General features: G+C 72.7%; 27 protein-coding genes and 1 riboswitch. Of the genes, 7 read left to right on the top strand and 20 right to left on the bottom strand.

Annotated elements, in window-relative coordinates; translation table 11 throughout:
- Positions 1-51: 51 nt before the first annotated feature.
- From ABZU91_RS23480 to ABZU91_RS23465, 4 genes are all read right to left on the bottom strand, one after another.
- The gene (locus ABZU91_RS23480) at positions 52-555 is read right to left on the bottom strand and encodes a DUF6328 family protein (protein WP_355244188.1); all 504 of its coding nucleotides are present in this window, start codon (positions 553-555) and stop codon (positions 52-54) included.
- Between the two features lie 154 nt (positions 556-709).
- Positions 710-1,459, bottom strand: coding sequence for an SIS domain-containing protein (locus ABZU91_RS23475; protein ID WP_355244185.1), 750 nt, complete (start codon positions 1,457-1,459; stop codon positions 710-712).
- Complete coding sequence (locus tag ABZU91_RS23470) at positions 1,456-2,262, bottom strand: AAC(3) family N-acetyltransferase (protein ID WP_355244182.1); 807 nt, start codon at positions 2,260-2,262, stop codon at positions 1,456-1,458. The genes ABZU91_RS23475 and ABZU91_RS23470 overlap by 4 nt, the downstream gene beginning before the upstream one ends.
- 23 nt (positions 2,263-2,285) lie before the next feature.
- Entirely contained in the window at positions 2,286-3,116 is an 831-nt protein-coding gene (locus ABZU91_RS23465; protein ID WP_355244179.1) for an alpha/beta fold hydrolase, read from the bottom strand.
- A 107-nt stretch (positions 3,117-3,223) separates the two neighbouring features.
- A riboswitch (TPP riboswitch) is annotated at positions 3,224-3,328 on the top strand.
- A 77-nt stretch (positions 3,329-3,405) separates the two neighbouring features.
- Between ABZU91_RS23465 and ABZU91_RS23460 the strand changes: the two genes are divergently transcribed.
- The 3 genes from ABZU91_RS23460 (at position 3,406) to ABZU91_RS23450 (ending at position 6,359) form a co-directional block, all read left to right on the top strand.
- Entirely contained in the window at positions 3,406-3,993 is a 588-nt protein-coding gene (locus ABZU91_RS23460; protein ID WP_355244176.1) for an ECF transporter S component, read from the top strand.
- Positions 3,994-4,078: 85 nt separating this feature from the next.
- Positions 4,079-5,506, top strand: a complete 1,428-nt coding sequence (locus tag ABZU91_RS23455; protein ID WP_355244174.1) for an ABC transporter ATP-binding protein — start codon at positions 4,079-4,081, stop codon at positions 5,504-5,506.
- A 52-nt stretch (positions 5,507-5,558) separates the two neighbouring features.
- Positions 5,559-6,359: an energy-coupling factor transporter transmembrane component T gene (locus tag ABZU91_RS23450; RefSeq protein WP_355244171.1), complete on the top strand. Its 801-nt coding sequence runs from the start codon at positions 5,559-5,561 to the stop codon at positions 6,357-6,359.
- 219 nt (positions 6,360-6,578) lie between these two features.
- On the opposite strand, the gene ABZU91_RS23445 is transcribed toward ABZU91_RS23450, so the two are convergent.
- Positions 6,579-7,106: a hypothetical protein gene (locus tag ABZU91_RS23445; RefSeq protein ID WP_355244168.1), complete on the bottom strand. Its 528-nt coding sequence runs from the start codon at positions 7,104-7,106 to the stop codon at positions 6,579-6,581.
- Between the two features lie 286 nt (positions 7,107-7,392).
- On the opposite strand from ABZU91_RS23445, the gene ABZU91_RS23440 reads away from it, so the two are divergent.
- Positions 7,393-7,689, top strand: coding sequence for an MTH1187 family thiamine-binding protein (locus ABZU91_RS23440; RefSeq protein WP_355244165.1), 297 nt, complete (start codon positions 7,393-7,395; stop codon positions 7,687-7,689).
- A 121-nt stretch (positions 7,690-7,810) separates the two neighbouring features.
- Complete coding sequence (gndA, locus tag ABZU91_RS23435) at positions 7,811-9,253, top strand: NADP-dependent phosphogluconate dehydrogenase (RefSeq protein WP_355244162.1); 1,443 nt, start codon at positions 7,811-7,813, stop codon at positions 9,251-9,253.
- Between the two features lie 117 nt (positions 9,254-9,370).
- Here gndA and ABZU91_RS23430 read toward each other — a convergent pair whose 3' ends face one another.
- The 5 genes from ABZU91_RS23430 to recO form a co-directional block, all read right to left on the bottom strand.
- Positions 9,371-10,135: a pirin family protein gene (locus ABZU91_RS23430; RefSeq protein WP_355244159.1), complete on the bottom strand. Its 765-nt coding sequence runs from the start codon at positions 10,133-10,135 to the stop codon at positions 9,371-9,373.
- Positions 10,132-10,332, bottom strand: a complete 201-nt coding sequence (locus tag ABZU91_RS23425; protein ID WP_355244157.1) for a thioredoxin reductase — start codon at positions 10,330-10,332, stop codon at positions 10,132-10,134. Before ABZU91_RS23425 ends, ABZU91_RS23430 begins: the two co-directional genes overlap by 4 nt.
- A gap of 372 nt (positions 10,333-10,704) precedes the next feature.
- Positions 10,705-10,890, bottom strand: coding sequence for a hypothetical protein (locus tag ABZU91_RS23420; RefSeq protein WP_334630275.1), 186 nt, complete (start codon positions 10,888-10,890; stop codon positions 10,705-10,707).
- A 68-nt stretch (positions 10,891-10,958) separates the two neighbouring features.
- Positions 10,959-11,762 carry an isoprenyl transferase gene (locus tag ABZU91_RS23415; RefSeq protein ID WP_355244153.1) on the bottom strand — a complete coding sequence of 268 codons (804 nt, stop codon included), beginning with the start codon at positions 11,760-11,762 and terminating at the stop codon, positions 10,959-10,961.
- Positions 11,759-12,673 (bottom strand): DNA repair protein RecO, encoded by a 915-nt coding sequence (recO, locus tag ABZU91_RS23410; RefSeq protein WP_355244150.1) that lies wholly within the window; start codon positions 12,671-12,673, stop codon positions 11,759-11,761. Before recO ends, ABZU91_RS23415 begins: the two co-directional genes overlap by 4 nt.
- 102 nt (positions 12,674-12,775) lie before the next feature.
- On the opposite strand from recO, the gene ABZU91_RS23405 reads away from it, so the two are divergent.
- A complete protein-coding gene (locus ABZU91_RS23405) occupies positions 12,776-13,582 on the top strand; it encodes a DUF4097 family beta strand repeat-containing protein (protein ID WP_355244147.1) in 807 nt (268 codons plus the stop codon).
- Between the two features lie 73 nt (positions 13,583-13,655).
- Here the strand turns inward: ABZU91_RS23405 and era are convergent, their stop codons facing one another.
- From era to ABZU91_RS23370, 7 genes are all read right to left on the bottom strand, one after another.
- On the bottom strand, positions 13,656-14,561 hold the full coding sequence (gene era / locus ABZU91_RS23400; protein WP_355244144.1) for a GTPase Era: 906 nt from the start codon (positions 14,559-14,561) through the stop codon (positions 13,656-13,658).
- The gene (locus ABZU91_RS23395) at positions 14,558-14,944 is read right to left on the bottom strand and encodes a cytidine deaminase (RefSeq protein ID WP_355244142.1); all 387 of its coding nucleotides are present in this window, start codon (positions 14,942-14,944) and stop codon (positions 14,558-14,560) included. Before ABZU91_RS23395 ends, era begins: the two co-directional genes overlap by 4 nt.
- Positions 14,937-16,361, bottom strand: a complete 1,425-nt coding sequence (locus tag ABZU91_RS23390) for a hemolysin family protein (protein WP_355244323.1) — start codon at positions 16,359-16,361, stop codon at positions 14,937-14,939. The genes ABZU91_RS23395 and ABZU91_RS23390 overlap by 8 nt, the downstream gene beginning before the upstream one ends.
- Entirely contained in the window at positions 16,337-16,810 is a 474-nt protein-coding gene (gene ybeY, locus ABZU91_RS23385) for an rRNA maturation RNase YbeY (RefSeq protein WP_355244140.1), read from the bottom strand. Before ybeY ends, ABZU91_RS23390 begins: the two co-directional genes overlap by 25 nt.
- A 15-nt stretch (positions 16,811-16,825) precedes the next feature.
- Positions 16,826-17,884 carry a PhoH family protein gene (locus ABZU91_RS23380; protein ID WP_355244137.1) on the bottom strand — a complete coding sequence of 353 codons (1,059 nt, stop codon included), beginning with the start codon at positions 17,882-17,884 and terminating at the stop codon, positions 16,826-16,828.
- A gap of 131 nt (positions 17,885-18,015) precedes the next feature.
- Complete coding sequence (locus tag ABZU91_RS23375) at positions 18,016-19,401, bottom strand: serine hydrolase domain-containing protein (RefSeq protein WP_355244134.1); 1,386 nt, start codon at positions 19,399-19,401, stop codon at positions 18,016-18,018.
- On the bottom strand, positions 19,398-19,757 hold the full coding sequence (locus ABZU91_RS23370) for a histidine triad nucleotide-binding protein (RefSeq protein WP_355244131.1): 360 nt from the start codon (positions 19,755-19,757) through the stop codon (positions 19,398-19,400). The genes ABZU91_RS23375 and ABZU91_RS23370 overlap by 4 nt, the downstream gene beginning before the upstream one ends.
- A gap of 97 nt (positions 19,758-19,854) precedes the next feature.
- Here ABZU91_RS23370 and ABZU91_RS23365 point away from each other — a divergent pair, with 97 nt between their 5' ends.
- Positions 19,855-20,616 (top strand): SDR family oxidoreductase, encoded by a 762-nt coding sequence (locus tag ABZU91_RS23365; RefSeq protein ID WP_355244128.1) that lies wholly within the window; start codon positions 19,855-19,857, stop codon positions 20,614-20,616.
- Between the two features lie 324 nt (positions 20,617-20,940).
- On the opposite strand, the gene ABZU91_RS23360 is transcribed toward ABZU91_RS23365, so the two are convergent.
- The 3 genes from ABZU91_RS23360 to hrcA form a co-directional block, all read right to left on the bottom strand.
- Positions 20,941-21,675: a 16S rRNA (uracil(1498)-N(3))-methyltransferase gene (locus tag ABZU91_RS23360; RefSeq protein WP_355244125.1), complete on the bottom strand. Its 735-nt coding sequence runs from the start codon at positions 21,673-21,675 to the stop codon at positions 20,941-20,943.
- 1 nt (position 21,676) lies between these two features.
- Positions 21,677-22,825, bottom strand: a complete 1,149-nt coding sequence (dnaJ, locus tag ABZU91_RS23355) for a molecular chaperone DnaJ (protein WP_355244320.1) — start codon at positions 22,823-22,825, stop codon at positions 21,677-21,679.
- Between the two features lie 73 nt (positions 22,826-22,898).
- The gene (gene hrcA, locus ABZU91_RS23350) at positions 22,899-23,921 is read right to left on the bottom strand and encodes a heat-inducible transcriptional repressor HrcA (protein WP_355244122.1); all 1,023 of its coding nucleotides are present in this window, start codon (positions 23,919-23,921) and stop codon (positions 22,899-22,901) included.
- Positions 23,922-24,013 lie beyond the last annotated feature (92 nt).

The following is a 24,013-nucleotide window of genomic DNA, read 5'->3' as shown; positions in this document are numbered from 1 at the left end:
GCTACCCCCGGTTGTTACCCAGGGGTAGCGTGGCGTGAACATCGAGGGAGATCAGCCGGCGCTGAGCGTGGCCGGGTCGTCGTCCTCGTCGTCGATGTCGTCGTCACCCCAGTTGCGCCGCGCGAACGGCAGGAACACCCAGAAGGCGAGGAACCAGAGGCCGGCCAGCGCGCTGAGCACGAAGGCGATCGGCCGGTCCAGCACGAAGTCGGTGATCAGCAGGACCGCGCTGACCATCGCGATGAGCATGAAGCCGAGGCCGCCGGTCGCCATGCGGTGTGCGAACCGCACCAGCTCCGGCTTGCGCCCCTGACGGAACAGCGCCCGGTGGAACGCCACCGGTGAAATGATCATCGCGGTGGCGGCGGCAGCGGCGAGCAGGGCGACGATGTAGACGTCCCGCTGGAACTCGCTGGTCCGGGTGAACCCGTTGCTGAACGGCAGGGTGAGCAGGAAGGCGAAGAGGATCTGCACGCCGGTCTGGGCGACCCGCAACTCCTGGAGCAGGTCGGCGAAGTTGCGCTGCCAACGCTGCTTCTCGGTCTCCTTGGACACGCGCTACCTCCGGTCAGACGGTACTGCCGGCGGTCCCGGCCGCCGGCAGCAACGCCAATGCCCCACACGGCCGAGCACGAAACTGGTTCACGACATGTCCCGGCCATCTGCCGGCCACCCGCCGGACACCGCGACGTCGATCGACCGGACCGGGTCAGGACCCGCGGCGAATCCGACCGGCGTACCGGGCCTCCAGCGCGTTGTTGTGCGCGTCCCCGTCCGGGATGTTGGCCGACAGGTAGACCGGGGGCCGCTCCCCCGCCGCGAGTATCCGGGCGACCACCTCCACGGTGACCTGCTGGGCCAGGAGCGCGGCCGTGATCGAGGAGACCGCGCCGACCGCGCCGCCGCCCGGCAGCGGCAGCGTCGCGTCGCCGTACGGCGCGCCGTTGTCGAGCACCACGTCGGCGAGATCGGCCAACGTGCGTCCGGACGGGTGGCGGGAGGTCATCCGGCCGGAGTGCTGCGCGGAGGTGATCGCCACCAGCGGATGGCCCCGCTCCTTGACCAGCGTGGCGAACTCGACCATCGCGCCGTTGACCCCGGAGTTCGAGGCGAGCACGAAGACGTCGGCGGGCCGTACGGGAGCCAGCTCGTAGAGCCGGTGCGCCACCGCCGGGTCCCGCTCCAGCAGCGGCCCGAGCACGTCGGCCGGCTCGCCGCCGAGCAGCACCAGGTCCCGCAGGGCGATCCGGTTGGTGGGCACCAGCCCGCCCGCCCGACCGGCGATCTCCATGGCGAGGGCCTCCGAGTGCCCGGTACCGAAGGCGTGCACCACCCCGTCGGCGCGTACCGCGTCGGCGATCAGATCGGCGGCCCGGCCCACGGCCTCCCGCTGGCTGGCGGCGACCCGGGACATCGTCTCGGTCACCACGGTCAGGTAGTCCTCGGCACTCACCGTCATACGTCCTCCATCCGTCTGTTGCGGGCGAACCACCGCACCGCGAAGTCGACAGCCGCCCGCTGGCCCACCAACCTCGCCGTTCCGGCGCCCACCGGGCCGACGCGGACCACCGCCGTGTCGTCGAGGTCGCGGCCCAGCGCGCCGAAGTCACTTCCGTCGATCCGGACGTCCTGCCACCACACCCATTCGCGGCCACCGTCGGCGGTCCGCACCGCCGCGCCCAGTCGCTCACGCACGAGGGCGGGTCGGCGGTACTCGGCCAGGTGCAGCGAGGTGTTGACGCTGTGGTCGACCCCGAGCAGCAGGACGTCGGCGTCCAGGTCGTAGAGCCGGGCCAGCGGAGATCCCTCGCCGAGCATGTCGGCCAGGGTGTGCCCGGCGACCACCCGCTCGGCCGCCGGGCCGAGCGCGGCGAAGGACACCTGGGGGTGCCCGCTGCGCAGCGCCGACGGCCAGCAGCGGACCGTCTCGGCGAACACGCCCATGTGCCTGCTCGGCGTGACCACCGGGTCGAAGCCGGGCATCTCGGCGCGGATCAACGGCCACCAGTCCACCGGCACCGGCGGATTCCGCCACTGCGCCGGGTCGCTGTTGTCAGGTGTGTGGGTGGGCACCACGATCGTGCCGTCCGGACCGAGGGCGTCACGCAGGGCGAGCACCAGCGCCTGCGGCCCGCCACAGACGTAGCCCAGCGGGCGCATCCCGGCGTGCACCAGCACCGTCGATCCGGGGCGTACGCCCAGTAGGCGCAGCTCCGCGGCGATCGACCGGCGAGTGCCCGGCCCGCCGACGGGAACGGTCACGACTCTCCCCCGCCCGGCACGGCTCAGGCCGTCCCGGCGACCCGCGCCAGGACCGCCTCGGCCAGCACGGCGGGCGCGGCGTCCGGGATCCAGTGGCTCACCCCGGCCAGGGGTACGAAGAGGTAGTCGCCGGTCACGTTCGCGGCGCACGCCTCGGCGGCGGCCCGGCCGATCGCGACGTCCCGGTCGCTCCACACGTACGTGGTCGGTACGGCGACCGGGCCGACGGCGGCCAGGTCGGCACGGGACATGGCCCGGTACCAGTTCAGGGCGGCGGTCAGTGCGCCCGGCTCGCGCATCGGGTCGGCGTAGCGGTCGACGCGGGAGGCGTCGCCGACCCCGCCCAGCAGCTTGCGCAGCGCCGTCGCGTGCCACGCCAACAGCACCTTCTCGGCCTTGCCGGGTTTACGGAACAACGCGATGTACGACGAGCGGGCCTTCTGCTGAGCGTCGGTGGCGAGCGCGTGCGCCATGGCCGCCGGATGGGGCACCGACACCGCGGTCAACGTACGGACACGCTGAGGGTGCGCGGCGGCCACCGCCCAGGCCACTATCGCGCCCCAGTCGTGGCCGACCAGGTGCACGGCGTCCAGACCGAGCGCGTCGAGCACCGCGACCGCGTCGGCGACCAGTTCGGGGATGCGGTACCCCGCCACCTCGGCGGGCCGGGCACCCGGCGAGTAACCCCGCTGGTCCAGCGCGTACGTGCGCAGGCCGGCGGCGTGCAGTGGCGGCACGACCGCGTCCCACTCGCCGCTGTGCTGCGGAAACCCGTGCAGGAGCAGGATGGGGGCACCGTCGGACGGGCCGCCGGTGCGTACCTCGAACGTCAGACCCCGCGCGTCGACCTGCATGATCGTCAGCCTACCCAGCCGTCGTCGTGCCGGCCCGGATGCGCGCACGTCACGACGCCCTGCTGGGCTGTTACCCCTGGTCGGTGCTAGCGTCAGCGAGACAACTTCACATCCGACAGGGGAGCGCACAGCGCTGAGAGTGCGGGCACGCCCGCAGACCCTCGAACCTGATCTGGGTAATGCCAGCGCAGGGAGTTCGGTCGACCTCCAGCCGCGCCGTGAGTCCGGTGCCACCGGACGCGCGGCGTGCGTCTTCTCCTGGTTCGTTTCACTGAACTGGGAGCACAGCATGGACAACACCACCAACCGCTGGCGCACGATCGACATCGTGGTCGCCTCGGTGATCGCGGTCGCCTTCGGCGTCATCTTCTGGGCCTGGGGCCTGGTCTGGAGCGCCACCGAGGGCGCGTTCGCCTTCTTCCCACCGGCGCAGACGCTGATCTACGGCGTGTGGCTGCTGCCGGCCGTGGTCGGCGGGCTGGTCATCCGCAAGCCCGGCGCCGCGCTCTACTGCGAGACGGTGGCCGCGGTCGTCTCCGCGCTGCTGGGCAGCCAGTGGGCCGGCACGGTCATCCCGCAGGGCATCGTGCAGGGCATCGGGGCCGAGCTGGCGTTCGCCGCGTTCCGCTACCGGTCGTACCGGCTGCCGACAGCCGTGCTGGCCGGCGCGCTGACGGGCCTCAGCGCGGCCCTGTTCGACTTCTTCGTCTGGAACGCGGACTACGCGCTGGGCGACTACCGCATCCCGTACGCGCTGCTCACCATCGTCAGCGCCACGATCATCGCGGGTGTCGGCGGCTGGCTGCTCACCCGCGCCCTGGCCAACACCGGCGCCCTGGACCGCCTCCCCTCCGGCCGAACCCGCGCGCTGATCTAGACCTGCGCGCGCACCCCGTGATCAAGAGGTTCGCGTCATCGGCAGGCGGAATTCTGACGCGAACCTCTTGATCACCGGCGAGGACATGGAGGGAGGGGTCGTGGGCGTACTGCTGCGGGGTTTCGGGTGGCGGCACGCCGGGCGGCGGGCCTGGGCCGTACGCGGGGTGGACCTCCGGGTGGAGGACGGCGAGCGGGTCCTGCTGCTCGGGCCCTCGGGGGCCGGCAAGAGCACCCTGCTCAGCGCGCTGGCCGGGCTGCTGGCGGAGGACTCCGGTGAGCAGGAGGGCACCGTCGAGATCGACGGGCTCGACCCCCGCAAGGGCCGGGAACGGGTCGGCATCGTCTTCCAGGACCCGCAGACCCAGCTGGTGATGGCACGCAGCGGCGACGACGTGGCGTTCGGGTTGGAGAACCGGGGCGTACCGACCGACGAGATCTGGCCACGGGTCGACGAGGCGCTGCGGCGGGTCGGCTTCCCGTACCCCCGGGACCGCGGCACCGCCGCCCTCTCCGGCGGCGAGCAGCAGCGTCTCGCCCTGGCGGGCGCGCTGGCGCTGCGGCCCGGCCTGCTGCTGCTCGACGAGCCCACCGCCAACCTCGACCCGGACGGGGCTGCCCTGGTCCGGGGCGCCGTGGCGGGCGCACTGGACGCCGACACCACCCTGATCCTGGTCGAACACCGGGTCGCCGAGGCGTTGCCCCTGGTCGACCGGGTGGTCGTCCTGGAGCCCGGCGGTGGGGTCCGCGCGGACGGGCCACCCGACGTGGTCTTCGCCGCGCACGGTGACACCCTCGCCGCCGAGGGGGTCTGGGTACCCGGCCATCCCGTCGCGCCGCGCCGGGCCACCGCCGCGGCCGGCGACGTGTTGCTCACCGCCGACCGGCTCGGCCTGCCGCCCCGGCTGGGCTCCACCGATCTGACGGTACGCGCCGGAGAGGCGCTCGCCGTGCGCGGACCGAACGGCGCCGGCAAGTCCACCCTGGCGCTGCTGCTCGGCGGGCTGCTCAAACCGGGCACGGGCCGGGTCACCGCCTCGGCCGAGCTGGCCGGCGCCCACCACCGCACTCCCCCGCACCGCTGGCGCGCGCCCGCGCTGGCCCGACGGATCGGGTCGGTCTTCCAGGACCCGGAGCACCAGTTCGTCACCGGCACCGTCTTCGACGAGCTGGCGCTCGGCCCACGCCGGACGGGCCAACCCGAGGCGGCGGTCAAGGAGACGGCGGCCGGGCTGCTGGAGCGGCTGCGGCTGACCAGGCTCGCGGCGGCCAACCCGTACACCCTCTCCGGCGGCGAGGCGCGACGCCTCAGCGTGGCGACGGCCCTGGCCACCGCGCCCCGCCTGCTGATCTGCGACGAGCCCACCTTCGGCCAGGACCGGCGGACGTGGGGCGAGCTGGTCGACCTCTTCGCCGACCTGCGCGACGCCGGGCACGGCGTCGTCAGCGTCACCCACGACGTGGACTTCGTCGCCGCGCTCGCCGACCGCACCGTCACCCTGGAGCGGTCGTGACCGTGCCGGCGCGTCGCGACCGACGCCTCGACGCCGGACGGGAGTCGCACCGATGATCAGCATCGAACCGGTCGCCCGGCCCGGGGCGCCGCTGGCCCGGCGCAACCCGGTGGCGAAGCTCGCCGCCGCACTGCTCTTCTCGTTCACCCTGCTGGCCACGCTCGACCCGCTGGCGCCCGCGATCGCCATCGCCGTCGAACTCGCGGTCCTGCCGCTGTTCGGCCTCCGCTACCGGGTGCTGGCCCGGCGTGCCCTGCCGCTGCTGCTCAGCGCCGTCGGCATCCTGGTCACCCTGGTGCTCTTCGCCGCCGACCAGTCCGGTCGCGTTCTGCTGGACGCCGGCCCGGTGCTGGTGAGCACCGGCGTGCTGCTCACCGCGCTCGGCCTGGTGCTGCGGATCTTCGCGGTGGCCCTGCCCGGCGTGATCGTCTTCGCCACCACCGACCCGACCGACCTGGCGGACGCGTTGATCCAGAACGCGAGGGCGCCGGCGCGGTTCGCCGTCGGGGCGCTGGCCGCGTTCCGGCTGGTGCCGCTGCTCGGTCAGGAATGGCAGATGATCAGCATGGCCCGCCGGGCACGTGGCGTGGACGCCGGACGCAACCCCGTGGCGAAGCTGCGGCTGTTCGCGTCCACGGCGTTCGCGCTGCTGGTCGGAGCGATCCGTCGAGGTACCCGGCTGGCCGTCGCGATGGACGCCCGCGGTTTCGACGCCGACACACCCCGTACCGTCGCGCGCCGCCAGCACTTCGGCCTCGCCGACACACTGCTCGTCGTCGGCGCGTTCGCGCTGGCCGGCGCGGCACTGACGACAAGCATCCTGGTCGGTACCTTCCGCCCCCTGCTCGGCTGACGCCGCCCGACGCCGGACCGCCGTCCACCCCGGCCGCCGTGCGCCGGGCCGCGCCGCGCCGGGCCGCGCCAGGCCAGGCCGGGCCGGGCCGCGCCGCGCCGCGCCGGCGGCAAGATCCGCGCAACTTCAGGGATGTAGTGGCCTCGTCAGCGTGGGAAGCCACTACATCCCTGAAGTTGCTGTCGCGGAGTCGTGCGCCAGAGCGGGCGCACGGCTCGGTCAGCTTCGCCGGAAGGCGTAGCGGCGGGTCTGCCCCGCCGCCTGGCTGCGGCCACCGGTCGAACGGTTGCCCCGGCCCGTGGGCGGCCCGGCCGTCGGTGCTGACGGTCGGCTGGCCGGCGTGGGCAGATCCTCCACCGCAGGCGCCTCGACAGCCGCCGGCACGTCGACAGGCAGCGCCGCGTCGGCCGGGACCGCTCCGGGCCGGAGCGGCTCGACGGTCACCGCCGGGTCGACCAGCGCCGCCAGTGGCGCGGACTCGACGGACGCCGCCGGGTCGACCAGAGCCGCCGGCAGCGTCGGCGCCGCCGGCTCAACCAGCGCCGCCGGCAGCGCGGGCTCCACGAGCGCCGCCAGTGGCGCCGGTTCGACCAGCACCGCCGGCAGGGCCGGTTCGACCGCGACATCCGGGCTGGACGACAGGCTCGTGCCGCGACCAGTCGTCGGGCCGTGGTCCGCCGCCGGAACCTGTCCGGAGGGGGACATCTTGGGGGTACGGGACTTCTTCGGGTTACGCCTGGCGGGCATCCGGGTCTCCTTCGGTGCCGACCGTCCCGGCCGTTCCCGCGCTCCGGCGGTCGGTCGGATCGGCTGGTGACCGTCGCGGCGCGACGGTCGGATGGGAAGGGACTGCTCACCGGGAATCAGGAAGGCTCGACGCCGCCGAACGGCGGGGACGCGCGACGCCCGGGAGCGCACGGACCGCGACGCGGGGCGGCGGACCGGCTCGGAAAAAGGGGCGTCAGTTACGCATGCCGGAACCCTAACCGTCACACGAGGAGACGCGCACCCTGTTTACTGGCACGATCGGCGCATGCTGATCGCGTTCTCGATCACCCCGCTCGGCGGCGGCGACTCCGTGGGCGACCTCGTGGCCGAGGCGGTACGGGTGGTCCGCGAGTCCGGGCTGCCGAACCGGACCGATGCCATGTTCACCACCGTCGAGGGCGAGTGGGACGAGGTGATGGCGGTGGTCAAGCGGGCGGTCGACGTGGTGGCCGCGCAGGCGCCCCGGGTGAGCGTCGTCCTCAAGGCAGACGTCCGGCCCGGTGTCACCGACGCGCTCACCGCGAAGGTGGCGCGTGTGGAGGAACGACTCGCCCAGCGGTGAGCGACCGGTGGACGGACGGGCCGCGACCAGGCGGTGACCCGCCGTGGGACGACCTGCCCGCGATGCCGTGTGCCGCGATACGGTCGCAGGGACAGTTCGACGGCGAGAGGTGGCGGCACGAATGGCTCAGCAGGCGACAGCGCAGATCGGCGTGACCGGGCTGGCGGTGATGGGCCGTAACCTGGCCCGCAACCTGGCCCGTAACGGCTTCACCGTGGCGGTGCACAACCGGTCCCCGGAACGCACCCGCAGCCTTGTCGCCGAGCACGGTGACGAGGGCACCTTCGTGCCCGGTGAGTCGATGGCCGACTTCGTGGCGTCGCTGGAACGGCCCCGCGCGGTGATCGTGATGGTCAAGGCGGGTGCGCCCACCGACGCGGTCATCGACGAGCTGGTGCCGCTGCTGGACGAGGGCGACATCATCGTCGACTGCGGCAACGCCCACTTCGCCGACACCCGCCGCCGCGAGGAGTCGCTGCGCGCGCAGGGGCTGCACTTCAGCGGCACCGGCGTCTCCGGCGGCGAGGAGGGCGCGCTGCTCGGCCCGAGCATCATGCCGGGCGGTTCCACCGAGTCGTACGCGAAGCTCGGGCCGATGTTCGAGAAGATCGCCGCCCAGGTGGACGGTGTGCCGTGCTGCACGCACGTCGGGCCGGACGGCGCCGGGCACTTCGTCAAGATGGTGCACAACGGCATCGAGTACGCCGACATGCAGCTCATCGCCGAGGCGTACGACCTGCTGCGGGCCGGTCTGGACGCGACGCCGGCGGAGATCGCCGAGATCTTCCGCGACTGGAACAACGGCGAGCTGGAGTCGTTCCTCATCGAGATCACCGCCGACGTGTTGGCGCACACCGACGCGGCGACCGGCCGCGCGTTCGTCGACATCGTGCAGGACCGGGCCGAGCAGAAGGGCACCGGCCGGTGGACCGTGCAGAGCGCCCTCGACCTGGGCATTCCGATCACCGGGATCGCCGAGGCGACGTTCGCGCGCTCGTTGTCCGGGCACGTCGACCAGCGCGAAGCGGCCCGCCGGGCCTTCCCGGACGCCGGTGACAAGTGGCAGGTGGCCGACCGGGACGCGTTCGTCGAGGACGTCCGTCGGGCGCTGCTCGCTTCCAAGATCGTCGCGTACGCCCAGGGCTTCGACCACATCCGGGCCGGCAGCAGCGAGTACGACTGGGACATCGACCTGGGCGGCACGGCGACCATCTGGCGGGGTGGCTGCATCATCCGGGCGCGCTTCCTGAACCGCATCCGCGAGGCGTACGACGAGCAGCCCGACCTGCCGACGCTGCTGGTCGCGCCGTACTTCGCCGAGGCGGTCAGCGCCGGCGTGCCGAGCTGGCGGCGGGTGGTGGCCGACGCGGCGCAGGCGGGTGTGCCGACGCCGGCGTTCTCGTCGTCGCTGGCGTACTTCGACGCGCTGCGCGCCGAGCGGCTGCCCGCCGCGCTGATCCAGGGCCTACGGGACAACTTCGGCGCGCACACCTACCAGCGCGTGGACCGCGAGGGCTCCTTCCACACCACCTGGGCCGGCGACAAGACGGAATCCCCGGCGTAAGGCACGACGCACGACGCACGGCATGATCGTGCTCGATCCACGATGTAGTGGCCTCCCGTGTCAGGGAGGCCACTACATCCATGTTCGGGCGCGATCATCTCGTGGACGCGGCTGCGCTCAGGCGACGGTGGCGTGCATCTCCCACACGAGGATCTCCGCCGGCTCGTCGGCGGTGACCCGTCGGCCGCCGGTCATGGTGAGCCGCGCCGCGTCTCCGGTGCCGAGTGGACCGCTGCCTTCCAGGGTGACCGTGCCGTCGGGCACGTACAGGTGCACGAAGGGCGCGTCCGGGATGGTGACCTCGTCGCCGGGGCGGAGGCGGGCGGCGTGCAGCGTCGCGTACCGGTTGCGAATCCGGATCGCGGACGCTCCGTCGTAGCGGTCCATTCCCGAGGCGATCGGCACCAGGCCGCCGCGCAGCAACTCGTCCTCGATCTCCAGCTGCTCGTAGCCGGGGTCCACACCCTGCTCGTCCGGGAGCACCCACATCTGCACGAAGTGCACGGGGTCGCTGTGCGGCTGTTGGTTGTCCAGGAGCCGCCACGCGTCGTTCTTCTCCGAGTGCAGGATGCCGGTGCCGGCGCTCATCCGCTGCGCCAGGCCCGGGTAGATGACCCCGGAGTGGCCGGTGGAGTCCTGGTGCACGAGCGAGCCGCGCAGCACCCAGGTCACGATCTCCATGTCCTGGTGCGGGTGGGTCTCGAAGCCGGCGCCCGGCCGGACCACGTCATCGTTGTTGACCAGCAGCAGGCCGTGATGGGTGTTGGCCGGGTCGTAGTGCCGGGAGAACGAGAAGGAGTGCTTGGAATCCAGCCAGGAGATCCGAGTGGCGAAGCGGTCGTCGGCACGGCGTACGTCGACGGCCGGGGCGGCTGCGGTCACCAGGCACGCTGCCCGGCGTCGGGAGTCGAGGGCGCCCAGGTCAGGGCCGGCTCTCCGGTGGCCAGTTCGGCGATCTCACCGGTCCGCAGCGCGGGCGTGTGACCGAACTCGGCACAGTGCTGCTCGGCGATCTCGGCGCAGATCTCGGCAACCTGCTCACAGATCGGGTCGCCCAGGTCGGCCGCGTTCAACGCCATGATCATTTTGTACCGGAGATCCCGCACACCCAACCACCCCCACCCGACAGGTCCCGCCCCCTCCCGAACCCTACCGACCCCCACCACCCCAAACCCCCAAATCCCCCACCCCACCCAGCCCCCACCCCACCCCACCCCACCCCACCCCGCCCAGCCCCCGTCCCCGCCCCCGCCCCGTCCCCGCCCCCGCCCCGCCCCGCCCCGCCCCGCCGATCTTGCACTTATGGTGGTCGATCGGTCCACTTCCACACCTTTTGTCGCCACCGAAAGTGCAAGATCGGCGGCACCATCGCGCGGGGGTGGGGCGCGGGTACAGGGGGAGGCGCCGCTCTGCACGTCTTGTGCGGGGCGGCGCCTCGGGGTGTTTTCGCGTTACCAGAATCGGCGACGCTTGGCTTTCTGCGGGCGGATCAGGTCCGCGCCCTTCGTCAGCAGCCGGGTCGCCCCGGAGGGACCACGGCGGGCCTCCAGGGTGTGGCTGAGCCGGCGGGCGCCGGCCGCGGCCAGTGGCACCGCGACGGCCATCACCGCCCACTGGGCAATGCGCTTCTGGATCATGTGGGTTCACCTCCGTCAGTGGCTTCTGACGTCTCTGATACCCAGCGTGACGTGTGGGTAAGCCTTCCTCAGGCCGTCGGGGCCACCGGGTTGGGCAGCGCGCCGCCGAAGCGCCGGTCCCGCTGGGCGTACAGCTCGCAGGCGTACCAGAGGTGGCGGCGGTCGAAGTCCGGCCAGAGCGTGTCCAGGAAGACCAACTCGGCATACGCGGTCTGCCAGAGCAGGAAGTTGGAGATCCGTTCCTCGCCCGAGGGCCGCAGGAACAGGTCCACCTCCGGGATCTCCGGGTGGTACAGGTATTTCGCGACGGTCTTCTCGCTGACCTTCGCCGGGTCGAGTCGACCGGCCGCCACGTCCCGCGCGATGGCGGCGGCGGCGTCGCCGATCTCGGCCTGACCGCCGTAGTTGACGCAGAACTGCAGAGTCAGGGTGGAGTTGCCCCGGGACATCTCCTCGGCGGTCTGCAACTCGGAGATGACGCTCTTCCACAGCCGCCCCGGACGCCCCGACCAGACCACCCGCACGCCCAGGTCGACGAGCTGGTCACGACGTCGACGGATCACGTCCCGGTTGAACCCCATCAGGAACCGGACCTCGTCGGGCGAGCGCCGCCAGTTCTCGGTCGAGAACGCGTACGCCGACAGGTACGGGATGCCCATCTCGATCGCGCCCTCGATGGTGTCGAAGAGGCTGTGCTCTCCCGCCTCGTGGCCCTTGGTGCGGGCCAACCCGCGCTCCTTGGCCCACCGGCCGTTGCCGTCCATCACGATGGCCACGTGCTTCGGCACGGCCCCCGGGGGCAGCGCCGGCGGCCGGGCGCCGGACGGGTGGGGCTTCGGTGGCGTCGGCTCGCGCCTCGTCGATCGGATCACTCGGCTCTCTCCCTGCTCGTGCCGTCCGCTCCGGCCTGGACGTCACCGCCCGGCCGGAACATCGCAGCCCCCGCCTCGACGTCACCGCGCGGCCGGAGCATCCCAGCCCCACCACCGCCCGGTGGCGGGACCGTGCCGGTGACCGAGGTGCCCCGGTCGACCAGCGGCAGCGAGCGTAACGCGCGTTCCAGGTGCCACTGGAGGTGCGCCGCCACCAGACCGCTGCACTCCCGGCGTACACCGGTGTCGGTGGCGTCGGCGACCACCCAGTCGCCGGTGGTCAGCGCGGACATCAGGTCGATGGTGGCCGGCGCGGGATGGGCCGCGCCGGGCGGTCGGCAGTCCGGGCAGACCGCGCCGCCGGCCGGCACGGAGAACGCGCGGTGCCGCCCGGGGGTGCCGCAGACCGCGCAGGCGGTCAGGGCCGGAGCCCAGCCGGCGAGGGCCATCCCCCGCAGCAGGTACGCGTCGAGCACCAGGGTGGTGTCGTGCTCACCCCGGGACAGCGCCTTCATCGCCCCCACGGTGAGCTGGAACAGTCGCAGCGACGGCTCCCGCTCGACGGGAGTCAGCCGCTCGGCCGTCTCGGCGATCGCGCTGGCCGCCGTGTAGCGGGGATAGTCGCCGAGGAACCGCTTGCCGTACAGGTCGATCCCCTCGACCTGGCTGACCGTGTGCAGTGAGCTGCCGTGGTTGCCCTTGGGGTCACCGGCGAGTTGCAGGTCGACGTGACCGAACGGCTCCAGCCGGGCGCCGAACTTGCTCATGGTGCGGCGGACCCCCCGGGCGACCGCCCGCAGCCGGCCGTGCCGACGCGTGAGCAGGGTGATGATCCGGTCGGACTCGCCGAGCTTCTGCACGCGCAGCACCACCGCGTCGTCGCGGTAGAGCTGTCGGCGATACCCGGCCATCGGACCATTCTCCCTCGGGGTGTGAAATCAGGGTCGCTTCGGGGTGGACGCGCGGATGAACCCCGATGCGCCGGGCCGATGACCGCCCGTAGCGTGCTGGCCATGGCACTGCACCAGAGCACCGCCGCCCGTCGTCACCGGGCCACCGCACCCGTCGCGTTGGGGCTGTCCACCGCCCTCATCCTGCTGGCCGGGTGCGACAACCTGTCCTTCCGCCGGCTGGACTACGACGACACCGAGCCGGTGAAGATCACCACCATCCGGGTGGACGGGGGCTCCGGTGACGTTATCGTCCGGGGCACCGGCGCGGCGGGCGAGGCGCGGATCAAGCGGGTGGTGCGCTACCAGGGCGGCGAACCCAAGGCACGGTACGAGATCAAGGACAGCGAGTTGGTGTTGAACACCGACTGCGGCGACCGGTGCAGCGTGTCGTACGAGGTGACCGTCCCCGAGGGGGTCACCGTGCAGGGCGACAGCGGCTCGGGGGACGTCGAGCTGACCAAGGTGGGCGCGGTGAAGCTGCGACTCGGCTCGGGCGACGTGCGGATGACCGAGGTCACGGGGGCGCTCGACGTGGAGACCGGCTCGGGCAACATCGACCTGAGCGAGGCCCGTTCGACGGTACGGCTGCGGGCGGGCTCCGGCGACGTCAGCGCCCGCCGCGTGGCCGGCGCCACCGACGCCGAGGCCGGCTCCGGCAACGTGACCGTCGAGATGGAGACGGCGGCCTCGGCCCGGGCGCACGCCTCCAGCGGCGACGTCTCGCTGCTCGTGCCGGCGGGCAGCTACCGGGTCCGTTCCAACACCGGCTCCGGGGACGCACGGATCACCGTGACGGACGACCCGGCGGCGTCCCTGGTGCTCGACGCCTCGGCCGGCAGTGGCGACGTGACGATCACCCAGCGTTGACGATCGCCGGGCGTCGGCCCGTCCCACGGACCCGCCGACGCCCGCGCCGCCCGACCGGGCCGGCGGCGAACCCTCAGAAACCCAGCTTGCGCAACTGCCGCGGGTCGCGTTGCCAGTCCTTCGCGACCCGCACGTGCAGGTCCAGATAGACCCGCGAGCCGAGCAACTCCTCGATCTGCCGGCGGGCGTTGGTGCCGACCTCCTTGAGCCGGCTGGCCCGGTGGCCGAGCACGATCGCCTTCTGGCTGGGCCGCTCCACGTACAGGTCGGCGTAGATCTTCATGACCTGACCCTCGGGGATCATCTCCTCGACCACCACGGCGATGGAGTGCGGCAGCTCGTCGCGGACGCCCTCCAGGGCCGCCTCCCGGATCAGCTCCGCGACCATCACCTGCTCCGGGTCGTCGGTCAGCATGTCGTCCGGGTAGAGCTGCGGCGACGGCGGCAGGTATTTGGTCATCACGTCGACGAGCGTGTCCACCTGGTGGCCGGAGACCGCGCTCACCGGCACGATCTCGGCGAACTCGCCCATCTCGCTGACCGCGAGCAACTGCTCGGCCAGCCGCCGCTTGTCGACCAGGTCGGTCTTGGTGACCACGGCCAGCACTGTCGCCTTCAGCTCGGCCAGCTCGCCCGTGATGAACCGGTCACCGCGGCCCACCGGCTCGTCCGCCGGGATGCACAGACCGATGACGTCGACCTCGGTCCAGGTGGAGCGGACCAGGTCGTTGAGGCGCTCACCGAGCAGCGTACGGGGGCGGTGCAGGCCCGGCGTGTCCACCAGGACCAGCTGGGACTCCGGACGGTGCAGCACCGCCCGGATGACGTGCCGGGTGGTCTGCGGCTTGTTCGAGGTGATCGCGATCTTGGTGCCCACGATCGCGTTGGTCAGCGTGGACTTGCCGGCGTTGGGTCGCCCGACGAAACAGCCGAACCCGGCCCGGTACGGGCGGGCCTGTGCATCCTGCACCGGGCTCACTCGGTCACCGTGCCGAGGACCGTGCCGTCCGGGGCGGCGACATGGATCGGCGCATCCGCCGCGAGGTCGCGCACCACGGCATGACCCGCGCCGTCCAGCGTCGACGCCTCGGTCACCACCGCCGCCGCCTCCAGCCGGCTCGCCCCGGCGGCAACAGCCGAGGCCACCGCCAACTGCAACGCGGTGAGGGTCAGCGAGGGCAGCGCGACGCTGGACGCCGCGTACGTCCGGCCGTCCTGATCCCGGACCGCGGCGCCCTCCACGGCACCGACCCGCGCGCGGGCGCCCCGGGCCAGGACGACGAGCTTGCCGTCCTCAGCGCTCAGCGGCGCCGGCGCGCCGGGGGTGGGCCGGGCGGTGGGCGCGGCGGGTGTCTCAGGCATCGGCGGCTTGCCTCTCCTCGTCTCGATAATGATCCGGGTCGTCCCCGGGGCCGGCGTGGTCGCCGCGCCCGTCGGTGTCCTGCTCGTCGCCCGACTCCACCCTGCTGACCAGGACGGTGTCGATCCGGTTGCGCCGGCCCGTGGTGCCCTCGGCGACCAGCCGGAGGCCGGCCACGTCGGCCTGCGCTCCGGGGATCGGCACCCGCCCCAGCGACTGGGCGAGCAGGCCACCGACCGTCTCCACCTCGTCGGTGGGCAGGTCGGTGTCGAACAGCTCGCCCAGGTTCTCCACCGGCAGGCGGGCGGTCACCCGCACCGAGGAGTCCGCGAGGCGTTCGACCGGCGGGCGCTCGACATCGTACTCGTCGGTGATCTCACCGACGATCTCCTCCAGGATGTCCTCGATGGTGACGAGGCCGCCGGTGCCGCCGTACTCGTCGACCACGACGACCAGGTGGTTGCGCGCCGCCTGCATCTCCGACAACAGGTCGTCGACCGGCTTGGACTCCGGCACGAAGGTCGCCGGGCGCATCAACTCGGCCACCGGCACCTGCTCGGCGTCCGGGTCACCGCCGCGGGACCGGCGGATCAGGTCCTTGAGGTAGAGCACACCGAGTACGTCGTCGACGCTCTCGCCGATCACCGGGATGCGGGAGAAACCCGATCGCAGGAACAGCACCAGCGCCTGGGCGAGGGTCTTGCCCTCCTCGATCCACACCATCTCGGTACGCGGCACCATCACCTCACGAGCGATGGTGTCGCCAAGCGCGAAGACCGAATGGATCATCTGCCGCTCGCCGTGCTCCACGACGCCGCGCTGCTCGGCGAGGTCGACCAGCTCGCGCAGCTCGACCTGGCTGGCGAACGGTCCCTCCCGGAAGCCCCGCCCCGGGGTGACCGCGTTGCCGATCAGGATGAGCAGCGACGCGAGCGGGTTGAGCGCGCGACCCAGCCAGCGGACCAGAGGCGCGACCGCCCGGCCCACGGCGTACGCGTGCTGCCGGCCGATGGTGCGCGGGGCGACACCGACCACCACGAAGCTGACCACGGTCATCGCGCCGGCGGTGACGAGCGCTGCCCGCCAACCCGCCCCGAAGCTGTCCACCGCGACCAACGCCACGAGCGTGGTGGCGGTCAGTTCGGCGAGCAGCCGGAGCAACAGCAGCAGGTTGAGGTGCCGGACGACGTCCCCGGCCACGACCTGGAGGGTACGGGCGCCGCGCACACCGTCCCGGGCCAGTTCGGCGGCCCGGGCCGGCGAGACCGCGGCGAGCGCCGCCTCGGTCATCGCGATCACACCGGCCAGCACCACCAGGCCGGCCGCGAACACGATCAGTTGCAGGTCGGGAAGGCCGGCCGTGGGGCCGACCGCCAGTAACGAGGGAGTGGACATCACTGGGTGCGGGTCGACCGCCAGCTCGTCAACAGTCGAGCCTGGAGGGCGAACATCTCCCGCTCCTCCTCCGGCTCCGCGTGGTCGTAGCCGAGCAGGTGCAGCACACCGTGCACGGTGAGCAGGTGCAGCTCGTCGGCCGGGGCGTGCCCGGCGGTAGCCGCCTGCTTGGCCGCCACCTCGGGGCACAGCACGATGTCACCGAGCAGGGCCGGCTCGCCGCCGGCCGGGGCGGTCTCGCCCGGGCCGTGGTCGACACTTCCCTCGTCCATCGGGAAGGCGAGCACGTCGGTCGGGCCGTCCCCACCCATCCAGCGGTGGTTCAGCTCGGTCATGTAGTCGATGTCGACCAGCAGCACGGACAGCTCGGCGAGGGGGTTGACCCCCATCTCGTCGAGGGCGTGCCGGGCGACGGCGAGCACGGCGTCGGTGTCGACCTCGACACCGGACTCGTTGGCGATCTCGATGGACAACTGCTTTCCTCTGCTTTAGCGGCGACGGCCGGCCCGGCCGCCCTGGGCGGGTCGCCCGGGCACGGCATGGACGCCCTGCGCCTGCTGGTTCTCCCGCTCGGCGTCCCAGCGGGCGTACGCGTCGACGATCTCCCCGACCAGCCGGTGGCGAACCACGTCGGTGCTGGACAACTGGGCGAAGTGCACGTCGTCGACGTTTTCCAGGATCTCCCGGACGACCCGCAGGCCGCTGCTCGTCCCGCCGGGAAGGTCCACCTGGGTGATGTCACCCGTCACGACGATCTTGGAGTTGAAGCCGAGCCGCGTCAGGAACATCTTCATCTGCTCGGGCGTCGTGTTCTGCGCCTCGTCCAGGATGATGAACGCGTCGTTGAGCGTCCTTCCGCGCATGTACGCCAGAGGCGCCACCTCGATCGTGCCGGCGGCCATCAGCTTCGGGATCGACTCCGGGTCGAGCATGTCGTGCAGCGCGTCGTAGAGCGGGCGCAGGTACGGGTCGATCTTCTCGTTGAGCGTGCCGGGCAGGAAGCCCAGCCGCTCACCCGCCTCGACCGCCGGCCGGGTCAGGATGATCCGGTTGACCTGCTTGGCCTGCAACGCCTGGACGGCCTTCGCCATCGCCAGGTAGGTCTTGCCGGTGCCGGCCGGGCCGATGCCGAAGACGATGGTGTTCGAGTCGATCGAGTCGACGTACCGCTTCTGCCCGAGCGTCTTCGGACGGATGGTGCGGCCACGGCGGGAGAGGATGTCGAGCGTCAGGACCTCGGCGGGCCGCTCGGCGCTGCCCTGCTCGAGCATGCCGACGGTACGCCGGACGGCGTCAGTGGTCAGGGTCTCGCCTTTCTCGATGAGTTCGAGCAGCTCACTGAAGACCCGCTCGGCGAGGGCGTTGTCCGCGGGGGCGCCGGTGATCGTGATCTCGTTGCCCCGCACGTGCACGTCGCTGGCGACCGAGCGTTCGACGAGACGCAGGATCTCGTCACCCGCGCCGAGCAGGTTGACCATGATCTTGGGGTCGGGCACGGTGATCCTGGTCTGCACCCGGGGCGGGCCGGGAGGTGGGGTGCCAGTCATGGGTCGGGCCGAGGGGCCCTGCGCACCTGCTCTCGATCTCGGCGCCGGCCCTGCTGGCACGGCGTGCGGACGTTACACCCATCGTATCGGGTCAACGCGGGCCGCATCGCGTCCATTTCCGCTGGCCGCGATCAACCACCGGCCCGAAAGTCGTACCGGTCGAAGGTCTCCTGGTGGCGGGTGAACCGGTAGGTCGCCCAGTGCATCCGTACCACCGTTCCGGCCTCGTCGCGGGTCAGCCGCAACAGCTCGCCGACCTCCCGCCCGGAGACCGTCCGGAACACGTCCGGCCGATCCGGCAGAGGGGCGAAGACCGCCGGCGGGCGCCCCGCGGGGTCGACGGCGCGCTGCGCCCGCAGCGTCCCGTCCCGCCAGGAGAAGGCGTACTCGAAACCCTCGCCCCACCAGCGGCCGAGCAACCCCCGCAGGTGCGTCGGGGCGGGCGCGCCGGGCGTCCACGGGACGATGTCGGCGGGGTCCTGCTCGACCGCCTCGGTGAGCAGTTGGTGCGGCAGGTCGAACAGCTCCGCCGCCGTACCGGACGAACCGAGCACCGCGACGCCCATCGCCCCGGCCGTGCCGTCGCCGCCCCGGCGGCCGTACACACCGGCGAGGAAACCGGGCATCGCCCCGTCGTGCCCCACGTGCACCACCCGCTCGCCCTGCGGGATCAGGATGAGGCCGAGGCCGAAGCCGGTGCCCCAGAGCGTCTCGTCGGTGGTGGTCAACGGCCAGCGCATCTCGTCCAGCGTGGCCGGGGTGAGCACCGCCCCGGCCGGGTCGAGTGCCGCCGGGTCGGCGAGGAACGCCGCCCAGCGGGCCATGTCGGTGGCGGTGCTCCAGAGCTGGGCGGCCGGGCCGACAGCGCCGAAGTCGGTGGGCGGCTCCGGGTGCGCCTCGTCGGAGTACGCGTCGACCAGGTAGCCGGTGGCCGCCGAGGGCCGGGGGCTCACGGTCGTGTCGGTCAGCCCCAGCGGCGTCAGGATCCGCTCGGCGAGCACCTCGGCCCAACGTCCGCCGCGCAGTCGGCCCACCAGCAGGCCGAGCACCGCCATGCCGAGGTTGGAGTAGTGGAAACGCCGGCCGGTGGGCAACACCTGCTCGGCGCGGTCCAGCCCGGCCACCAACTGCTCGGCGTCCGGCGCGTGCAGGGTGTCCCAGACGTCGCCGAACGGCTCGCGTTGCAGGCCGCCGGTGTGCGAGAGCAGCCGGCGTACGGTCAGCTCACCGTGCGTCGGCAGGTCCAGGTGCCGCCCCACCGGGTCGTCCAGATCCAGCAGACCGTCGTCGCGGCACTGCAGGGTGAGCACCGCCGTGAAGGTCTTGGTGACCGAGCCGATCCGGAACTGGGTGCCCGGCCCCAACGGGCTGTCGGTGCCGGTGCCGCCGACGGTGCAGCTCCACAGCGGGCGGTCGGCCCGGTGCAGCGCCGCCGACACCGCCGGGACGCGGGCGTCGGCCTGCACCCGGCGGACCAGCCGGTCCAGACGGGTGTACGGGTGCGGGCCGACCGTCACGTCAGGTCCCGGGCGAGCATCGGGCCCAGGGGCGCGCCACCGAGCAGGTGGGCGTGCGCGTGGAAGACCTCCTGCCCGCCGTACGCCCCGGTGTTGAACATCAGCCGGAACCCGTCGCCGAGCAGCCCCTCGTCCTCGGCCACCGCGGCGGCCGTGGCCAGCACCGCACCGGCCAGCGCCGGGTCACCCTCGGCGAGGGTGGCGACGTCGGCGTAGTGCTCCTTCGGAATGACCAGGACGTGCACGGGGGCCTTCGGGTCGATGTCGCGGAAGGCGAGCGTGGTGTCGGTCTCGCGGACCACGGTGGCCGGGATCTCCCCGGCGACGATGCGGCAGAACAGGCAGTCGGATCCCATCGGGGCAGTGTAGGGACTGACGGGCCGGAGGCGCTCCGGCGCGGCATGCGCCGACGGCCTGTTCGCGGTGGGGTACGGCTGAGGCAGGATGGCCGGCATGACGGATCGGGCGATTCTGGTGACGGGTTCCTCGCGCGGCATCGGACGGGCCGTGGTGGAGGCGTTCGCCGCCAGCGGGGACCGGGTGGCGATCCACCACCGCGACTCCGCCGAGGCCGCCGAGGAACTGCGCGCCCGGCTGCCCGGCTCGGGGCACGTCGTGGTCCGCGCCGACCTCACCGACCCGGACGCCGTACGCACCATGGTCGACCAGGCCGCCGAGCAGCTCGACGGCCTGGACGTGCTGGTCAACAACGCCGGGACGTACGGCGACCGGGACGTCCCGCACCCGATCTTCGGCACCTCGTACGCCGAGTGGCAGGCGCGCTGGCGTCAGGTGCTGGAGACCAACCTGACCGGCGCCGGGAACGTGATCTGGTGCGCCGCCCAGCACCTGCGGGCGCGGGGCGGCCGGATCGTCAACGTGTCGTCCCGGGGCGCGTTCCGCGGTGAACCGGAGCAGCCGGCGTACGGTGCCAGCAAGGCGGGGCTGAACGCGCTGGGCCAGTCCCTCGCGGTGGCGCTCGCGCCGTACGGCATCACGATCGCCACGGTGGCGCCGGGCTTTGTGGCGACCGACATGACGACCGAGCACCTGCGCGGCGAGCGGGGCGCGGCGATCCGGGCGCAGAGCCCGTTCGACCGGGTGGCCCGGCCGGAGGAGATCGCGGCCGCCGTGCACTGGCTGGCCTCACCCGAGGCGGAGTGGGCCTCCGGCACGATCGTCGACCTCAACGGGGCCTCCTACCTGCGCAGCTGACCGCCGCAGACCGGCCGCCGCCAGCCCCGCCGCCGCCAGCCCCGCCGCCGCCAGCCCAGTCGCCGGCAACGCGGTCGTGTCAGGTGCCGACCCGACCGACGACCGGCCAGGTCTCCCCCACCTGCTCATCGCGTCCTTTGCTCTGCTTCAACCACGGCAACACTCAACGGCCGAAAGTGTTGCGTCGGTTGAAGCAGAGCAAAGGACGCGCACAAAGGTTGGCCAGGCCGGACACGAGGACAGGACCCACCGCAACCACAACCGCGGCGGGCACAAAACACCGCAACCGGGCCGGACACGACCCACCGGCAACCGGAGCTGGGTCTACCAGCGGCCGAGGCGGGTGGCGAGCACGCTGAGCGCGGCCACGCCGGCCGTGGAGGTACGCAGCACCTCCGGCCCGAGTCGTACCGGCCGGCCGCCGGCCTCGCGGAAGGCGGTCAGCTCGGCCGGGGCGATGCCACCCTCCGGGCCGATGACCAGGACGATCTCACCGGTGGAGGGCAGCTCGGCGGTGGTGAGCCGCTCGTCGGCCTCCTCGTGCAGGACGAACCCGGCGGCGGCACCGGCGATCCGGCGGGCCACCGTGGCGGTGGACTCGTCCGGCGCGCCGGCCACGACCGGCAACCAGGGCCGGCGGGCCTGCTTCGCGGCCTCGCGGGCGGTCGCGACCCACTTCTGACGGGCACGTACGCCCCGGTCGCCGCGCCACTGCGCCACCGAACGTGACGCCGCCCAGGGCACGATCTCGTCCACCCCGACCTCGGTCATCGCCTGCACGGCCAGCTCGCCCCGGTCACCCTTGGCGATGCCCTGCACGGTGACGATCCGGGGTACGGGCGCGTCCGCGTACCCCCGGGAGGTCACGGCGACCTCCAGGCTGCCCCGACCGACGGCGGTGACCACGGCGGCGGCCGTGCCACCCCGGCCGTCGGCGAGCAGCAGCTCCTCGCCGACCCGCAGCCGCTGCACGGTGGCGGCGTGGTGCCCCTCGGGGCCGTCGAGCGTCAACGCGTCGCCGGTGGGCAGCGCGTCGACCAGGAACAGCGGCGCGGACACCTCAGGCGTGGCCGTTGAACGCGTCGCGCATCCGGGAGAAGAAGCCGCCCTGCTTGGTCAACTCGGCGACCTCCTCGCCCCGGGTCTTGGCGAAGTCGCGCAGCATCTTCTCCTGGTCGGGGTCGAGCTTGGTGGGCGTCCGCACGTCGAGGTGCACGTAGAGGTCGCCCCGGCCGGTGCCGCGCAGGTGCGGTACGCCCCGGGCGCGCAGCCGCAGCGTGCTGGCCGGCTGGGTGCCGGCCTTGACGTCGACGATCTCCTCGCTGTCCAGCGTCTTGATGGTGAGCCGGGTACCCAGCGCGGCGGCCGTCATCGGCACGGTGACACGGCAGTGCAGGTCGTCCCCCTTGCGGGAGTAGACGTCGTGCGGGCGCTCGTGGATCTCCACGTAGAGGTCGCCGGCGGTGCCACCGCCCGGGCCGACCTCACCCTGCTGGGCCAGCCGGATCCGCATGCCGTCCTCGACGCCGGCCGGGATCTTGACGGTCAGCGACCGGCGGGTGCGTACGCGACCGTCGCCGGCGCAGGTGGGGCAGGGGTGCGGGATGGTGGTGCCGTAGCCCTGGCAGACGGTGCACGGCCGGGCCGAGACCACCTGCCCGAGGAAGGTGCGCTGCACGGACTGCACCTCGCCGCGGCCACCGCACGCCTCGCAGGTCGCCAGGTGGGTGCCGGCCGCGGTGCCCGCGCCCGAGCAGGTGGTGCAGAGCACAGCGGTGTCGACGGTGATCGGGGCCTCGACGCCGAACGCCGTCTCGTGCAGGTCGAGTTCGAGGCGCAGGATCGCGTCGGCGCCCGGACGGGTCCGTGGACGCGGCCCACGGCCGGCGCCGCCTGCGGCACCACCGAAGAAGGCGTCCATGATGTCCTGGAAGCCGACGAACGGGCCGGCACCGCCCGGACCACCCGGGCCGCCCGCGCCCCCGCCTCCCGGGGCGAGCGGGTCGCCACCCAGGTCGACGATCTGCCGCTTCCGATCGTCCGAGAGGACCTCGTACGCGGCGTTGATGTCCTTGAACTTCTCCTGGGCCTCCGGGTCCGGATTGACGTCCGGGTGGAACTGGCGCGCCAGCTTGCGGTAGGCGCGCTTGATCTCGTCATCGGAGGCTTCCCGGCTGACACCGAGGATGCCGTAGTAGTCCCTGGCCACTGCGTTCCGTGTCCTCATGTTCGTCTCGCGTTGCGCCGACCGGCGGCCGCAGCCGGCCGTCGGCCCTGACTGGTCAGTTCTGGGCCAGCAGCTCGCCCACGTAGCGTGCCACGGCGCGCACCATGGCGATATTGCCGGGGTAGTCCATCCGGGTGGGCCCCAGCACCCCAAGGCCGCCCACGATGGTGGCCCCCGGGCCGTACCCGGTGCTGACCACCGAGGCGGCGCGCAGGTTGTCGAACTCGTTCTCGTCGCCGATCAGCACACGGGTCGTGCTGGGTTCGGTCTCGCCGATGAGCTTGAGGAGCACGACCTCTTCCTCCAGCGCCTCCAGGATCGGCCGCAGCGAACCCTGGAAGTCGAGCAGACCACCCCGGGTCAGGTTGGCGGTGCCGGCCAGGGCGATGCGTTCCTCGTGCCGCTCGACAAGCGTCTCCAGCAGGACGGTGGAGAGCGTGGTCATGGCGGGGCGCAGCTGCACCGGCGCCTCCTCGACCAGCGCCTGCACCAGGGGAGGCGTGTCCGACAGGCGCTCACCGGTGAGCTTCTCGTTGACCAGGCGACGCAGGTCGGTCACGTCCTCGGCGGGCACCGGCCCCGGCAGCTCCACCAGCCGCTGCTCCACCCGGCCGGTGTCGGCGATCATGACGAGCATCAGCCGGGTGGTGGAGATCGGCACCAGCTCCAGGTGTCGCACCGAGGAGCGGGCGAGGCTCGGGTACTGCACGACAGCCACCTGGCGGGTCAGCTGGGCGAGCAGCCGTACGGTGCGGTGGACCACGTCGTCGAGGTCGACGGCGCCGACGAGGAAGCGCTCGATGGCGCGCCGCTCGGCCGGGCTGAGTGGCTTGACCCGGGACAGCCGGTCGACGAAGAGCCGGTAGCCACGGTCGGTGGGCACCCGGCCGGCGCTGGTGTGCGGCTGCCGGATGTAGCCCTCCTCCTCCAGCACGGCCATGTCGTTGCGGACCGTCGCCGGGGAGACCCCGAGCTGGTGCCGCTCGACAAGCGCCTTGCTGCCGACCGGCTCCTGGGTCGAGACGTAGTCCTCGACGATGGCGCGGAGCACGGCGAGCTTCCGGTCGTCCAGACCCATCCTCCGCACCTCCTGTCGCACGTCGGCCTGCCGGCCCATCCGGGCCGACCGGCCGTCCTGGCACTCGACTGTAACGAGTGCCAGTCTACGTC

The sequence above is a fragment of the Micromonospora sp. NPDC005174 genome, assembly GCF_040608495.1.
Lineage (GTDB): Bacteria > Actinomycetota > Actinomycetes > Mycobacteriales > Micromonosporaceae > Micromonospora.
This window is presented reverse-complemented; position numbering and strand designations above follow the sequence as displayed.